Raw genomic sequence first — 14,361 nt, 5'->3', positions numbered from 1 at the left:
TAGAAGCGGTTATGCTAAGATCGTACAGACACTTAAACGATAGGAGTGAAGAGGATTATGTAATTTTTCTTGCCATTTTTTTGAAGAATAAAGCAGGATTTGTTTTATTCTTCATGGGCAAGAAAGTTACCTTATTCTTTTCACTCAAAAAATATATCCTTGTCATACCCTGCAGTGGCTTGGGTGTGCCGTATTTTTTGAGCTACAAGAAAGGTAACTTTCTTGTAGCTCTTTTTATTTTGACAAAGGAGGTTGCTGACACATGTCATTGATCAAGGTAACGAACCTGACGTTTGCTCATGACGGCAGTTATGACAACATCTTTGAGAATGTAAGCTTTCAAATTGATACCGACTGGAAGTTGGGCTTTACGGGGAGAAACGGCCGGGGCAAGACCACGTTTCTCAATCTGCTGCTGGGTAAGTACGAATACAGCGGAACGATTTCGGCCAACGTCAGCTTCGAGTACTTCCCATTCCAGGTTGAACACAAAGAGAACCATACCATCGACGTCGTCGCCGACATCTATCCAGACTTTGAGCACTGGCAGCTGCTTCGCGAGTTTTCGCTGCTGCATGTGTCGGAGGACGTGTTATATCGACCGTTCGAATCGTTGTCCAACGGAGAACAAACGAAGGTGATGCTGGCGGCCCTGTTTTTGAAGGAAAACCGTTTTTTGCTCATTGACGAGCCGACCAACCATCTGGACCTGCATGCTCGGAAGCTGGTCAGCGATTATTTGAACGACAAGAGCGGGTTTATTTTGGTGTCGCACGACCGGGCGTTTCTCGACAACTGCGTGGACCACGTTCTTTCGATCAACAAAACGAATATCGAAATCCAGAAAGGGAATTTTTCCGACTGGTGGGAGAACAAACAACGACAGGACAACTTTGAGATGGCCGAGAACGACAAGCTGAGGAAGGACATCAAGCGGCTGTCCGAAGCGTCCAAGCGGACGAGCAGCTGGTCGCACGAAGTGGAGAAAACAAAAAACGGCACCCGCAACTCCGGCTCCAAGGTCGATAAAGGGTACATCGGTCACAAGGCCGCCAAAATGATGAAGAGGTCCAAATCGATCGAGAAAAGACAACAATCCGCGATCGAGGAAAGATCCCAGTTGCTTAAAAACGTTGAAAACTCGGAAAGCCTGAAAATATCTCAGATATCGTATCACAAACAGCAATTAGTCGAGTTTGACCGCGTTTCGATTCAGTACGGCACGAAGGAGGTTTGCCGCGACGTCAGCTTTACGGTGGAGCAAGGGGATCGCATTGTGCTTTCCGGTCCGAACGGTTCAGGTAAATCAAGCTTGCTCAAACTGATTTGCGGCGAGGAAATTCCTTATTCCGGCACGTTGCGAATAGGGAGCCAGTTGAAAATATCATACGTTTCGCAGGACACCTCGCACTTGCGGGGCAATTTGTCGGACTTCGCCAGAAACTGCGGGATTGACGAAAGCCTGTTTAAAGCGAATTTGAGTAAACTCGATTTTTCGCGCGTGCAATTCGAAAAGGACATCGCTTCTTTTAGCGGCGGTCAGAAGAAGAAGGTGCTGATCGCGAAAAGCCTCTCCGAGCGGGTTCATTTGCATGTGTGGGACGAACCGCTCAATTTTGTCGACGTCATTTCCCGGATGCAAATCGAAGAGCTGCTGCTGGAGCATTCTCCAACCATCCTTTTTGTGGAGCATGACAGCGAGTTTTGCAAGCATATCGCGACAAAGATTGTGGAACTGAAAGACTAACGATTTTTAGGAGGGTGAAAACGGTGTTGGATGAGGTTGTAGATGATTGGGTGAACCGGTTCCTGTTAGCTGAAGCGGTTCACGAAAAAACAAATCGGTTGCCGGAGGTTTACCAATCTATCGACAGGTGCACGTAGCGATCCGTCTGCAAACGTATGCCTCTTTCTGTATAGTTGGTTTGACGTGTCAAAGCGCCAACTGACGGTTGCTTTTTTACGTTTTCTCCGGCAGTAAGGAGAAGACATGAGACCAACCTCGAAATATGAAACGATTCGGCGAATGTTGTCCGACTTCAAGCAGCCCGAGTATCGGTATGTTCAGATTATGGACGCGATTTTCAAGCAAAACGTCGGCGAATACGGGCGGATGTCCTTTCTGCCCAAATTTTTGCGCGACGAGTTGACCCAGCTGCTTGGTCCGAACGTCTGCAGTATCGTTCCGGTAAAGGAACTCACGTCGAAACAGGTCAGCAAGGTGCTGTTTGCCATTGCGGGCGACGAACGCGTGGAGGCAGTACGTCTTACTTATGAGCGGGGGTGGAAGTCGTATTGTATTTCCACGCAGTGCGGCTGCGGATTCGGATGCAAGTTCTGCGCCACCGGTACCATCGGTCTAAAACGAAATCTGACCGCCGACGAAATTACCGACCAATTGCTGCACTTTCGCTTGAACGGTCACGCCTTGGACAGCGTCTCATTCATGGGCATGGGGGAGGCGCTCGCCAACCCGCATATTTTTGATGCAATGACGATTTTGACCGACCCGCATCTTTTTGGTTTAGGACATCGAAGAATTACGATTTCCACCATCGGCCTGTTGCCGGGGATCGAGAAGCTGACACGGGAGTTTCCGCAGGTCAATTTAACCTACTCACTGCATTCGCCGTTCGACGATCAGCGAAGCGAGCTGATGCCGATCAATGACCGATATCCAATCCGCGACGTGCTGAAGGCATTGGATCGTCACATCCGGCATACAGGGAGAAAGGTGTATATTGCGTATCTTCTTCTTCAAGGAATCAACGACTCGACGGCGCATGCGGAAGCGGTTGCCGAGTTGTTAAGAGGAAGGGGACCTGGGGAACATCTCTACCACGTTAACCTGATTCCATTCAATTCGACCGAAGTTATGCCCGACAGCTATCGTCAATCTGATCCGAATCGGATTAAAGCGTTTGTTCGGATCTTGAAGTCAAAGGGTATCAGCATCACGGTCCGAACTCAATTCGGATCGGACATTAACGCGGCATGCGGTCAGCTATACCGCTCCGAATAATCGATGTTGGAAATTATTTTGTTACGTCGGACCAAGCGGTTCGTCACTTGAAATCAAAACGGCTGCCATGAAAAGGGCAGCCGTTTTGATTTGCGCGTAGAGTTGCATCGATCATCGTCAGTCCCATTTTCGTATAGCCATAATCGATGCCCGCTTTCATCGCTTCAAACATGAACCATTTGCCCCAGTTCTGCTTCGAGATGCGAATCGAGGACCGCCCTTCAAGTTGAGAAGACGGTCCTCTTATGACATGAGTCGCCAGATAGTCTCACAGTTTTTCCTGTCTCTTATTTCATTGCATGAGAGAGAGGCTCCAAAAAGGTGAACAACGCTTGGTTAAACGCTTCTGGTTGTTCTAGACAAGGTAGGTGGCCAGCATTAGGTATATCGACGCGCGTCACTTGTGGCAGCTTTTCCATCAAAATATCAGCAACTTCATAGACCGTGCCTGGTTCTCGGTCGCCGAGCAGGAGCAGTACGGGCTGTGATATCTCCGAAAGGCGTTCGGCAGTTGACGGAGAATGCGGTATCCAGTAGGGCTGGAAGAGCCACCGCATGTCTTGCGCGAGGGAGAGGGTGCGGAGAAACTCTTGTTTTTCGGGACTGCTCTGCCGCCAAATCGGATCATTCAACAATCCGTCAACAGCTTCCTCAAATCGTTCGTCTCGCAAAATATAGGAGTGGGTGTTCAGATTACGTATCTCGGAGGTTTCGTCGGTGCGTGTAGCGGTATAGCCATTGAGTGAGGGACCAGAAAGCGTCAAAGATTGAACGAGCTCTGGATAGGTGGCAGCGAAGTCGAGAGCGATGGCACCTCCCATCGAACAACCGACAAGATGTGCTCGGGGAATTTCGAGGTGATCCATCAGCAGTTTAACATCGTCAACATTGCGAAAAGCAGCGGTTGGCAAGTCTGATCGGCCGAAGCCGCGGATGTCATACACGATGACGCGATACGCTTTGGACAAAGGCGCAATCTGTTCACGCCAGACCCTGCTGTCGACGAGTCCGCTATGGATGAAAAGTAGGTTCTCGGAGGAAGTGCCATGGACTTCGTAATACAGGTTGGTGCCATTGATCGATTCGCGGGGCATCGGAATACCTCCTTTAAATTTTTCCTAATTATACCATGTTGCCAACTATTACTGATAGGAATCGTGTTAGCGAAAAATGGAGAAATATTGAACTCCATTGCAAGACTTAGATTGGCGGCAATCAAAGTCAAGTAGTTAACAAGTGAAGTTCGTAGCGAATCATCTTCAAATGCACACCAAATCGAAGCCGAATAATGCGGCGATCCTTCCTTTCCGCGTATCTGCCAACCCTACCGCAATGCAAATCGACCCTCGCCTTAGCGTGACGAAACGAGCATTCTATTCTTGCGCAACAAATATAGATTGTAAGCAAGATAATAGGCGAACATGATCAGCGTGAGACCAGATGTCCAAGAGCCGCCAAAGCTTTGCATGCTCTCAGCAAAACGGGCATCGTCCTGAAGAAGACCCTGGTCGATCATCTGGTACACGCGGTAGGCCACCCGACCGAAGAACAGAGCGGTGACCGCACCGCCGATCCATTCGTTCGACCGATATTTCCAGATCCCCTCTTGTTGCTCGTAACGAGTATAGAGCGCTCCGAAATAGGCGAGCAAAACCCCCAAACCGATTCCGAGCGTGTTTGAAATCAAGCTCTCTACATGGGAAGCCCCGCCGATAAACAAGAGACTGCCGATCGTGCCCATGATCGCTGAAACGATCCACAATCTCCTCGCTTTCAATCGTTGCCAACTGAACATCCGTTGTGCGCGTCTCATCATTCGAAAGACGACAAGGACGACGATGATAATTACCGTTATATTCACGCTCATGTATTGATTCCCCCGTTTTGTATATCTCCGTAAATTTTCCTTTGAACACTTTCTATTTTACGCTGCCGACCGTTCGGGCTCGACTATCGAAAGATAGAACTTGTATAAGAGGAACTCTATCTTAAGATAGATCTTTGACTCACGGAGGGGTGACGATGAAAGAGACGCTGGAGCAAATGAGAGGGAGTTTGAATAGCGGAAAGAGTGAGCAGAAGCAGCGTGTAACAGCTATCGGCGACGATTTCCGAGATGAAGCGGGGCGAATCGTGTATGTGACCTACAGCTCTAGGACACCGATAAGGGACTTACAGTATCTAGAGGAGCACAGGATCATAGAGCAGCCAGTCAATATGTTTCAAAACTGATTTCATGTGCAGAATTGATCGCTGATTGGCGGAAGGACATGAAATCTGAGTTGTAGTGACCGAAAATAGTAAAGAGGGGTGACGTACCCCTCTTTTTTCGGAAAAGTTATCGATTGTAAAAATCAGTTTCTCTCGTGCATTCCTCAAAACGTTTTCGATTCAAATAATAGTATAGTAAATTGTCTTGAAGCTCAGACTCCCTTTCAAATCCTAATTTCCTCATCAGACTGATCGACCGCTCATTATCCGGTTCGACAGTTGCATCGATCATCGTCAATCCCATTTTTGTGAAGCCATAATCGATTGCCGCTTTCATTGCTTCAAACATGAACCCTTTGCCCCAGTACTGCTTCGCTAGATCAAATCCGACCTCTGCAAGAAAGTCATCATTCGTCTTTCTTAAACAGTGGTATCCACATGTGCCTACGAAGTTATTGTTGCTCTTGTCAAACAGCCCCCACCGACAACCAGAATCCTCTAAATGAAATCTGATGATCTCCTTAGCCTCCTGTAAATCTTTGCAGGGATCAATATCCATAAATCTTGTGATCTCTTCATCAGAGAAGTGTTTGAAGACCGCTTCTGAGTCGTGAAGAGTCAAAATCTTGAGGCTCAATCTTTCCGTTTCTAAGGAAGGAAACTCAATGATACTATTGTTCGACACTATCGCTTACCCCTCGTTTCAAATGTCATATCATTCCTGCGAATACTATTCATTTTAGAACATAATGAATCCTTTGCAGCACTGCATTTGACACCATCGGCAGTTAATGTCTATAATTTTCCAATCTAACCGTTCAGAAAAAAATAGTAGATTTCCTTTCTTGCTGTGCAAAAATCAAGCGATCGGAAAACAAAGCATATTGAAATGGAAGACGGAACAGGAGGAAGATAGGTGGCGACAGCAAAGCATAGCATTGATGACTATCCAATGGTGAAAATCCCCGCAGGTAAAGTTGAATTGAGAGACGATCGAATCAAGAGGACATGGGCGGTTGAAGTGAATGCTTTTTTGCTTGCACCAGTTCCTGTTACGAAGGGGTTATACGAGTCAATCATGCAACAGACGAACGGGCTGATTGACAATCCGCATGTTCCGGCTGTGGAAGTCTCGTGGAAGGATGCGATCTCATTTTGTAATTTGCTTTCGCAGCGCTCAGGTTTAAAGGAGTGCTACTCGATCAGCGATGATGGAGAAAGTGTAATCTGCGACTGGGAGGCGGATGGATATCGTCTTCCTACAGAAGCGGAGTGGCAATATGCATGTAAAGCGGGAACGGGCGGATATCGGTACGGCGAGTTGGATGATATCGCTTGGTATCAAGAAAACTCTGAGGGAATGGCACATGAAGTAGGGAAAAAGCTGCCGAATGCTTGGGGGCTTTATGATATGTTGGGCAATGTTTGGGAGTGGTGCTGGGACTTGTACGATGAGGAAGTATACGGTACCTACAGAATCTTCCGCGGTGGGAGCTGGGCGGAAGAGGAGAGGGGCTGTGGGGCGACATGCCGCCGCCGCAGTCACCCCACGTTTCGAATTGATGATCTCGGCTTCCGTCTTGCGAGGTCTCTGTGAAATGGCAAAGAGAAATTGTCGGGAGGCTCATAAGGAGTCTTGATTCGCTATCCCAAATCGCTTTAATCTCGAAAGGCTGAACTCGATAGATCGGTAAGCCATCATTGCACAGGAAGTTGTTCGGGGTACTTTCAAATGCTTTAGTACGTACACCACTCATGTGGAGTCGGTCATATTGATGGTTCGAAAATGAGATGTGGCAGGTTCGCTGATATGGATCAGATTATCGCGGGAATTAGCTCAGTTGGGAGAGCGCATCGATGGCAGCGATGAGGTCAGGGGTTCGATCCCCCTAGGCTCCATAATGCAAGAAAAGCCGATCCAATAGGGTCGGCTTTTCGCATTTGGAGCCCCATAAGGGGCGAACCTCGGGGTTCAGTCCGCGCGCAGGATCGTCAGCGACGAGCACGGCGTTTCAATCTACCGCTAAGGTTGTCCTCGTCGAATAGGCTTCGTCAGCAAGTTCAATCAGAGATTGAAACATCCCCCTTGGCTCCACCATACATAAACTTCAAACACGCCAATCCGGCGTGTTTTTTGATTTGGCAATGTTGTTGGCGAAAGAGCGAACCCCATAATGTTCGAGCATCATTTCCAATCACATCCAGTGTTTGACATACATATTATAGTACTATATAGTAGTAATATGACAAACAAAAGATCAAGCATTTCAAACAAAGATATCGTCCTGCAGACCGCATCGACCTTATTTCTAACAAAAGGGTTTCAAGTGACAAGCATGGACGAAATTGTTGCCCTCAGCAAAGTTTCAAAAACCAACATTTATTACCACTATAAAAGTAAGGAGGAGCTTTTGTTAGCAATTGTCGACCAATTGATCTCGCGGTATGAAGAACGAATATCCCGTACCTTGACGCAAGACATGTCCATTCCTGCAAAAATGGAGCGATTATTTCGAATCCTCATGGAGGATAATGAACAAATCGATTATGTTGGTGGATGTCCGTTCCTGACACTTTATACGCAGACTTCCCATTCCTCTTCGGAAGCGAGAGCTAAAATAAAAGCATTCTTCGATAAACAACTACAAGTTGTTGAGAAGCTGCTGGAAGAAGGCATGGAAAAGAAAGAATTGAGCCGGAATCTGCCCGTCCATGAGACAGCGGCATTGATTGTCACCTCCATCGAAGGAGCTCTATTCCTAACCAAGGCCACCAACAATCCAATGCTAGCTCAGAATCTTATTCAAGCTTTTGCTTCGATGCTTAAGTGATTAGTTACTTAAGGCATTTTTTTTGCACCGACTAGCACTACTCAGTACTATTAAATGAATCGAAAGGCAGATGATTCAATTGAAAATATTCCTGACTGGCGGGACGGGTTATATCGGTAGCCATATTCTTGCCGAGTTAATATCCAAACATCACGACATTATTGTACTCGTGCGAAGTCTTGACCGCTTTCAACATACCCTCGGGCGGTTACATTTGCTTAAGGCGCAACACGTTACTGCAGTAATAGGAGATTTGTCGAAACCGAAATTAGGGCTATCCGCGAACGATTACAAACGAATACAAAATTCCGATATCATCGTTCATGCGGGCGGTCCCATGAATATTGAGTTAAGCCAGACTGAGGCAGAGCAAGCTTTTCTTAATCCTGCCATCGAATTGGCCGAACTTTCCGAAAAAATCCATATGAAGAAAGGATTGAAGCAATTCATACATGTTGTTGGCTATATGAGTCCATATAACGAGCAAAATGCTATTCACAATCTGGATGCCGTTCTTGAGAAAGCTCCCCCGTATGAGAAGATGAAATTTCAAGCGGACTCCTATATACGAAAAGCACTAAAACCGTTAGGCATTCCGCTGTCCACGGTTAATCCCAGTACCGTCATCGGCCATTCTTACTCGGGAATTACGGAGCAGATTGGCGGTCTTAGTATACTGGTAGATTCTGTGAGAAAGAATCTTATGCCACTCGTTCCAGGAGGCAAGGACTACTGGCTGCCGATGGTACATATTGATCATGTCGCATCATTCATTGTTAACTTAGTGCAAACAAAGGAGCTTGCGAGTAATACGTATTTTTTATTGGATCCCAAGCAGGATAGTCCGTCGATCCGTTCATTGATCAGGCAAATTGCGATAGAGATGCGAGCGGCGCCGCCTTTCGGCACAATTCCGCTTGCTTTGTTGAAGTCTTTATTAAGACTTGGCATCGGCAAGCGATTGGGAATTCCCAAAGAATCGATGAATTTTCTCGTGAAATCGGAATTCCCGGTTACCTCGAAGTTTGAACTTGAGCGCAAGAACGGGGTACGGACATCCGTTGTTCCGACCACGCTTCCCTACGTAATCGCCGATCTTGATTTCCGGTTAAGCCACCCCTCATCCGAGCACCCCGAAGGGTTCGTGCAACGCAGAAGATCCAAACTGATTTCGTTGGAAAAAGAGAATCACGGTACACCGGTTATTTTTCTGCACGGAACATTCAGCGGGGCCGATTGTTTCGTTCCAATAGCGAAACAATTGAATGATGTCAATACTTGGCTGGTGGACCTTCCCGGATTCGGTCATTCACCGCGTCATCATCATCCTTCTCTGATGGACGGCTATGTAGAGGCTGTGATCGAAATGATTCACGAGCTGAATCGCCCTGTTATTTTGATTGGTCATTCGTTCGGCGGACTTATCGCTGCTAAGGTCATGGAAAGAATTGAGCAGCAGATCAGGCAACTCTTGCTATTGCAGCCCGTACTGCATCCCATTCATGCCAAATATAAATATGCAGGTGTTACCAGGTCGATTATGAAACTTATATCTCGCTCCGCGTTCAGAAAAACACTGCTGAAAGCCAATGACTTTATCGCGGACAGCGAACGACTGGATCACTACTCGAACTACGTCATTCATGATCTGCAGTCGGTCCGCATTCGTTCTACCAACGCAATGGTCATGTCAGCGTTAACGCAAGTCCAGTCTTTCCAGCTAAAACCTGAATTATGGAACGCCCAAAAAGTACGAATCCATTGGGGTGACCGGGATGCAGCACATCATATTCCGGAACGATTCAAGCACATTGATACAACCTTCATCCCCTATGGTCATCAATACCCTTTGGAAGCTCCGCATCAGGTGGCTGAGTGGCTTCGTCAAGTTTTGGATCTTGAGTTGTCATAGAAGCATATTCTTCGGATGGCCATTCAATATGTCAAGTATAAATTCCATTGAAATTTGGGGCAGTGAAACCGACCAATGCGGGAGAGCGCATCGCTGGCAGCGATGAGGTCAGGGGTTCGATCCCCCTATTTCCACCATACTTAACCTTCAAAACGGCAGAGATGCCGTTTTTTTTGATGACAAGATCAGCTTTAATTGTTGGCTATTTTGCGGAACGCGATAGTTTATGCTAGCCTTAGTCTAGTTTTAGTACTACGGGGTAAGTGTAAAGAAATTAGATAAAATAATTGGAGGAGGTACAGCAAATGACGAATCAAGAGATTAAGCTAAACGAAGCTAGGTATCAATTCAGTGAGATGGTTAAATGGAGTAATGAAAGAAAGATCACAGAGCTACAGTATGCAATGAGTGCATTTGCGAGCGCTGCCAGAAGTGTTATCCAATACACTTTTGAGTCAGCTAAATTACTTGGCGTAGTACATACTGTATACGATGAATTAGTAAATAGCTCCACCTCTTTTTGTTACGCACCGGGCCGGTTACAGTTCTCAAGTGTTGTCAAACAGCGCATGATGATTCGGCGCGGGGCAAACGGATGTCTCTCACTTTCCGTTCGGAGAATGATCGATCAAGTATGCCAAAAAAGAGGGAAATGGTAATGCAGATTGAATTTATTTCGTGGAGGGGTGAGATCGATGAATCTGCAAAACAATGACAAAATCACGATTCGCGACGTTCGTTTTGAGGACGCTGCAGCAGTTTTATCCTTGCAACGCGAAGTTGTTGGCGAAGGAGAATTTTTTATTGCAGTTGCAGCAGAGTACCACAAAACGATAGAAGAGCAACGAGATCAGATACGTAGCATCATCGAGAATGAAAGGGAAACGATGTATGTAGCAGACATTGATGGTCAGATTGTCGGATTGATCGTGTTCTCGTCTCAAAATCGAAAGCGATTATCGCATACTGGTTCGATCTCGATGATGATCAAAAAGGAATACCGAAATATGGGGGTGGGCAAGTTGTTGTTACTCAAGTTGTTAGCTTGGGCTGAACAACATCCACTCCTAGAAAAAGTTTGCTTAGGCGTATTTTCAACAAATCACCGCGCGATCGCTTTGTACAAAAAGATGGGGTTTGTTGAGGAAGGGCGTAAGGTTAGAGAATTCAAGCTAGGCGACAACGAGTATATAGATGATGTCCTGATGTACAAATTGGTTTAGGAACAGCTGCGGACTTGTACTCCATAAACTCCCAACTCCCCCCGCCCTATATGACATTTGTCATATGGGGTATTGACGTTTATAACTATCCCTCTCCTCCCGATCTCCCTATACTAAGCAGTAATAAGGATTGCAAACGTAGACCACATTGCCCTATGCGCGTCTAGTGGAGGAGGATACATCGGATGGAACATCCCAACATCTCGCAATTGAAAAAGAATGTCGCCCCCTTCGAGCAGATCGATGAGAAAGCGAGCATCAGGCAGATCATAAACACGCTGGTGCCATTCATGGCGCTCTGGTATGGCGCTTATCTGAGTCTTTCGGTGTCCTATTGGCTGACACTTCCGATTCTGATCATCGCTGCCGGATTTATGGTGCGGGCTTTTATCCTGTTCCATGATTGCTGTCACCAGTCGTTCTTCAAGAGCAGTTTGGCAAATGATATTCTCGGCACCATCTTAGGTGCTGTTACCCTGGTTCCGTATCAGCAGTGGAAGCGATCGCACTCGATCCATCATGCGACGAGCGGCAACCTTGATAAACGCGGGGTCGGTGATATGTGGGTGATGACAGTCGAGGAGTATATGGCTTCTTCGACATGGCGCCGCCTCGGTTACCGGGTGTATCGCAACCCGCTCGTCATGTTCGGACTCGGGCCGATCGGCGTGTTTCTCATCACCTACCGTTTCAACCGTCGAGCTGCGAAGGGAAAGGAACGGACGAATGTGTATGTAACGAACGCTCTGATCGCGGGCATCTACTCATTGCTGATCTGGGCGATCGGATGGCAGGCGTTTCTGATGATTCAAGGGCCGATTTTCTTCCTCTCCGGCAGTTTGGGCATTTGGCTGTTTTATGTCCAGCATCAGTTCGAGGATTCGTACTTTGAGAATGAGGACGAGTGGAGCTATGTAAACGCGGCAGTCGAAGGAAGCTCCTATTACAAGCTGCCCAAAGTCTTGCAATGGATCACCGGCAATATCGGGTTCCATCATGTGCATCACCTGAGCTCGAAAGTGCCGAACTACAATCTGGAGAAGGCGCATAATGCATCCGTTTTGCTCCAGAAGGCAACCACGATCACGATCGGTCAAAGCTTGAAGTCGCTCCGCTTCCGCCTGTGGGATGAGCACAACAAAACGTTTGTCAGCTTCAAGGATCTGAAGCGGATGATGAAGCAGATCGCGGAAGGCATCGATCCGAAAGCTGCCTCTAAGGTCGGCCGTCTGAAAGCGTCGAGAAGCGCGGGCTAAGGCGCAATCTGGTATAATAAAACTTCATAGAATACGAATGAGGGTGGACGACCAATGAAGAAATGGCATCATATTTTTCATAAAAGCACGGGGCTGAGTCCCTATGTCTGGGTCGTCTTTCTCATTCTCCCGTTCTACTTCATCTTCCGCTCCTCTTCCACGTACGAAGTGGTCATCGGCATCATCATGATTCTGGTGTTCTTCATCTGCTACGTGCTTTCTTTTATTTCTAAGGGATGGTTGGTCTACTTCTGGACCGGCGTCCAAATCTTGATATCCATCACGATGACCCTGCTGTTCGGGTACGTCTATTTCGCTTTGTTTTTGGCGTTTTTTATCGGCAACATTCAGAATCGGATCGGTTTTTTCACGCTGTATACGGTGCATCTGCTCACCACGATCGTGGCGATCAACTTTGGGTTGGTCAACTGGGACCCGATGTTCCTGACCCAGCTTCCGTTTGTCCTGGTCAGCCTGTTTGGCGTGATCTTGCTTCCTGTCACGACGTATAACCGGAACAAGCGAGAGAAGCTACAAGACCAGCTGGAGGATGCGAACAAAAGGATCTCCGAATTGGTCAAGCTGGAGGAACGCCAGCGCATCGCCCGCGATCTTCACGATACGCTCGGGCAGAAGCTGACGTTGATCGGTTTGAAAAGCGATCTGGCGAGCAAGCTGATCAATAAAAATCCAGCGCGGGCACAGGCTGAGATTCACGATGTGCGCCAGACGGCGAGAATCGTGTTGAAGGAAGTCCGCGATCTGGTGAAGGAGATGCGCGGCACTCGGTTGGAGGATGAGATGTTTCGGATCACGCAGATATTGAAAGCTGCCGAAATCGAGCTGGTGCTAGAAGGAGATCCGAGCTTGACCAACACTTCTTTGATGACCGAAAACGTGCTGAGCATGTGCTTGAAGGAAGCGGTCACCAACATAGTGAAGCACAGCGGGGCGACAACCTGTTGGATCAGAATCGAGCCGTCTTCCACCGAACTGGTGATCAAAGTGCAAGACGATGGCATCGGGATCGCCGAGGGAACTGCCTGTTTCAATGGAAACGGACTTCGTGGCATCAAAGAGCGTCTCGAATTTGTGAACGGCGTGATGGAAGTTGTGCGCAAAGCGGGGACGATGATCGTGTTTCGAGTGCCGATCATGTCCAAGCAGCCGGAGATGGAGGTGGAGATATGATTCGCATCGTGATCGCGGAGGACCAGCGGATGCTTCTCGGCGCACTCGCTTCTGTGCTCGACTTGGAAGAAGATATGCAGGTTGTCGGCAAAGCCACAAATGGTGAGGATGCGGTGCGGCTGGTTCACCTGCACAAGCCGGATGTGTGCATCATGGACATCGAGATGCCGGGGAAAAACGGGCTTGAGGCGGCTGAGGAGATCAAAGGTACAGGCTGCAAGGTGTTGATTCTGACCACGTTTGCCAGAACCGGATATTTTGAACGGGCGATCAAGTCGGGGGCGAGCGGCTATCTGTTGAAGGACAGCCCGAGCGAAGAGCTGGCCGACTCGATCCGCAGCATCATGGCGGGCCGCCGAATCTATGCGGCCGAGTTGGTCGATGACGCCTATGGACGTGAGAACCCGTTGACCGAGCGAGAAAAGGAAGTCTTGCTGCTGATCGCCGATGGGAAGAACACGAAGGACATCGCCAGCGAACTGCATCTGACCAACGGAACGGTACGAAATTATGTCTCGATCATTCTCGATAAGCTCGGTGTCAGCAATCGAGTGGAAGCGATCACACGGTTCAAAGAGAAAGGTTGGTTCAGATAAGATTCGCGCAGTGCGGCGGTCGCTGATGATCGGTGATCGTGAGGCATTTGCAGGAGGAGCCTATCCGATATGGATGGGCTCTTTTGTTGCGCGTTTTTTTAAGGGCGGAGCAACTATGT

General features: G+C 47.8%; 15 protein-coding genes and 1 tRNA gene. 12 read left to right on the top strand and 4 right to left on the bottom strand.

Annotation, left to right across the window (positions count from 1 at the left end; genetic code table 11):
* The first annotated feature begins 262 nt into the window (after positions 1 to 262).
* Positions 263 to 1,747 (top strand): Lsa family ABC-F type ribosomal protection protein, encoded by a 1,485-nt coding sequence (locus tag ACFSOY_RS07275; RefSeq protein ID WP_386045223.1) that lies wholly within the window; start codon positions 263 to 265, stop codon positions 1,745 to 1,747.
* 243 nt (positions 1,748 to 1,990) lie between these two features.
* A complete protein-coding gene (locus tag ACFSOY_RS07270; protein ID WP_386045221.1) occupies positions 1,991 to 3,022 on the top strand; it encodes a Cfr family 23S rRNA (adenine(2503)-C(8))-methyltransferase in 1,032 nt (343 codons plus the stop codon).
* Between the two features lie 43 nt (positions 3,023 to 3,065).
* Here the strand turns inward: ACFSOY_RS07270 and ACFSOY_RS07265 are convergent, their stop codons facing one another.
* The 3 genes from ACFSOY_RS07265 to ACFSOY_RS07255 form a co-directional block, all read right to left on the bottom strand.
* A complete protein-coding gene (locus ACFSOY_RS07265) occupies positions 3,066 to 3,194 on the bottom strand; it encodes a hypothetical protein (protein WP_386045219.1) in 129 nt (42 codons plus the stop codon).
* Positions 3,195 to 3,309: 115 nt separating this feature from the next.
* Positions 3,310 to 4,116 carry an alpha/beta fold hydrolase gene (locus tag ACFSOY_RS07260; RefSeq protein ID WP_386045217.1) on the bottom strand — a complete coding sequence of 269 codons (807 nt, stop codon included), beginning with the start codon at positions 4,114 to 4,116 and terminating at the stop codon, positions 3,310 to 3,312.
* Between the two features lie 257 nt (positions 4,117 to 4,373).
* On the bottom strand, positions 4,374 to 4,889 hold the full coding sequence (locus ACFSOY_RS07255) for a CcdC protein domain-containing protein (protein ID WP_386045215.1): 516 nt from the start codon (positions 4,887 to 4,889) through the stop codon (positions 4,374 to 4,376).
* 155 nt (positions 4,890 to 5,044) lie between these two features.
* Between ACFSOY_RS07255 and ACFSOY_RS07250 the strand changes: the two genes are divergently transcribed.
* The gene (locus ACFSOY_RS07250; protein WP_386045213.1) at positions 5,045 to 5,254 is read left to right on the top strand and encodes a hypothetical protein; all 210 of its coding nucleotides are present in this window, start codon (positions 5,045 to 5,047) and stop codon (positions 5,252 to 5,254) included.
* A gap of 106 nt (positions 5,255 to 5,360) precedes the next feature.
* Here the strand turns inward: ACFSOY_RS07250 and ACFSOY_RS07245 are convergent, their stop codons facing one another.
* Complete coding sequence (locus ACFSOY_RS07245) at positions 5,361 to 5,918, bottom strand: GNAT family N-acetyltransferase (protein WP_386045211.1); 558 nt, start codon at positions 5,916 to 5,918, stop codon at positions 5,361 to 5,363.
* A 267-nt stretch (positions 5,919 to 6,185) separates the two neighbouring features.
* Between ACFSOY_RS07245 and ACFSOY_RS07240 the strand changes: the two genes are divergently transcribed.
* The 9 genes from ACFSOY_RS07240 to ACFSOY_RS07200 all read left to right on the top strand — a co-directional run bounded on the left by ACFSOY_RS07240 (position 6,186) and on the right by ACFSOY_RS07200 (position 14,242).
* Positions 6,186 to 6,830 (top strand): formylglycine-generating enzyme family protein, encoded by a 645-nt coding sequence (locus tag ACFSOY_RS07240; RefSeq protein WP_386046770.1) that lies wholly within the window; start codon positions 6,186 to 6,188, stop codon positions 6,828 to 6,830.
* Between the two features lie 231 nt (positions 6,831 to 7,061).
* Positions 7,062 to 7,132: transfer RNA gene (locus tag ACFSOY_RS07235), tRNA-Ala, on the top strand.
* A 344-nt stretch (positions 7,133 to 7,476) separates the two neighbouring features.
* Entirely contained in the window at positions 7,477 to 8,064 is a 588-nt protein-coding gene (locus ACFSOY_RS07230) for a TetR/AcrR family transcriptional regulator (RefSeq protein ID WP_386045209.1), read from the top strand.
* 70 nt (positions 8,065 to 8,134) lie between these two features.
* Complete coding sequence (locus tag ACFSOY_RS07225; protein WP_386045207.1) at positions 8,135 to 9,976, top strand: alpha/beta fold hydrolase; 1,842 nt, start codon at positions 8,135 to 8,137, stop codon at positions 9,974 to 9,976.
* A 305-nt stretch (positions 9,977 to 10,281) separates the two neighbouring features.
* Positions 10,282 to 10,635, top strand: a complete 354-nt coding sequence (locus tag ACFSOY_RS07220; RefSeq protein WP_386045205.1) for a hypothetical protein — start codon at positions 10,282 to 10,284, stop codon at positions 10,633 to 10,635.
* Between the two features lie 36 nt (positions 10,636 to 10,671).
* On the top strand, positions 10,672 to 11,199 hold the full coding sequence (locus tag ACFSOY_RS07215) for a GNAT family N-acetyltransferase (protein WP_386045203.1): 528 nt from the start codon (positions 10,672 to 10,674) through the stop codon (positions 11,197 to 11,199).
* Between the two features lie 185 nt (positions 11,200 to 11,384).
* On the top strand, positions 11,385 to 12,455 hold the full coding sequence (desA, locus tag ACFSOY_RS07210; RefSeq protein ID WP_386045201.1) for a Delta(5) desaturase DesA: 1,071 nt from the start codon (positions 11,385 to 11,387) through the stop codon (positions 12,453 to 12,455).
* Positions 12,456 to 12,509: 54 nt separating this feature from the next.
* Positions 12,510 to 13,646, top strand: a complete 1,137-nt coding sequence (locus ACFSOY_RS07205) for a sensor histidine kinase (RefSeq protein WP_386045200.1) — start codon at positions 12,510 to 12,512, stop codon at positions 13,644 to 13,646.
* Positions 13,643 to 14,242 (top strand): response regulator, encoded by a 600-nt coding sequence (locus ACFSOY_RS07200; RefSeq protein WP_386045198.1) that lies wholly within the window; start codon positions 13,643 to 13,645, stop codon positions 14,240 to 14,242. The genes ACFSOY_RS07205 and ACFSOY_RS07200 overlap by 4 nt, the downstream gene beginning before the upstream one ends.
* Positions 14,243 to 14,361: the final 119 nt, after the last annotated feature.

Source organism: Tumebacillus lipolyticus (genome assembly GCF_042682745.1).
GTDB classification, from domain to species: Bacteria; Bacillota; Bacilli; order Tumebacillales; family Tumebacillaceae; genus Tumebacillus_A; species Tumebacillus_A lipolyticus.
This window is presented reverse-complemented; position numbering and strand designations above follow the sequence as displayed.

Bases quoted from the DNA above. Each gene is read 5' to 3' on its own strand.
- ACFSOY_RS07215 (WP_386045203.1), top strand. From the start codon at position 10,672: ATGAATCTGCAAAACAATGACAAAATCACGATTCGCGACGTTCGTTTT.
- ACFSOY_RS07275 (WP_386045223.1), top strand. From the start codon at position 263: ATGTCATTGATCAAGGTAACGAACCTGACGTTTGCTCATGACGGCAGT.
- ACFSOY_RS07260 (WP_386045217.1), bottom strand. From the start codon at position 4,116: ATGCCCCGCGAATCGATCAATGGCACCAACCTGTATTACGAAGTCCAT.
- ACFSOY_RS07265 (WP_386045219.1), bottom strand. From the start codon at position 3,194: ATGTTTGAAGCGATGAAAGCGGGCATCGATTATGGCTATACGAAAATG.
- ACFSOY_RS07255 (WP_386045215.1), bottom strand. From the start codon at position 4,889: ATGAGCGTGAATATAACGGTAATTATCATCGTCGTCCTTGTCGTCTTT.
- ACFSOY_RS07205 (WP_386045200.1), top strand. From the start codon at position 12,510: ATGAAGAAATGGCATCATATTTTTCATAAAAGCACGGGGCTGAGTCCC.
- desA (WP_386045201.1), top strand. From the start codon at position 11,385: ATGGAACATCCCAACATCTCGCAATTGAAAAAGAATGTCGCCCCCTTC.
- ACFSOY_RS07230 (WP_386045209.1), top strand. From the start codon at position 7,477: ATGACAAACAAAAGATCAAGCATTTCAAACAAAGATATCGTCCTGCAG.
- ACFSOY_RS07250 (WP_386045213.1), top strand. From the start codon at position 5,045: ATGAAAGAGACGCTGGAGCAAATGAGAGGGAGTTTGAATAGCGGAAAG.
- ACFSOY_RS07270 (WP_386045221.1), top strand. From the start codon at position 1,991: ATGAGACCAACCTCGAAATATGAAACGATTCGGCGAATGTTGTCCGAC.
- ACFSOY_RS07240 (WP_386046770.1), top strand. From the start codon at position 6,186: ATGGTGAAAATCCCCGCAGGTAAAGTTGAATTGAGAGACGATCGAATC.
- ACFSOY_RS07225 (WP_386045207.1), top strand. From the start codon at position 8,135: ATGATTCAATTGAAAATATTCCTGACTGGCGGGACGGGTTATATCGGT.
- ACFSOY_RS07200 (WP_386045198.1), top strand. From the start codon at position 13,643: ATGATTCGCATCGTGATCGCGGAGGACCAGCGGATGCTTCTCGGCGCA.
- ACFSOY_RS07220 (WP_386045205.1), top strand. From the start codon at position 10,282: ATGACGAATCAAGAGATTAAGCTAAACGAAGCTAGGTATCAATTCAGT.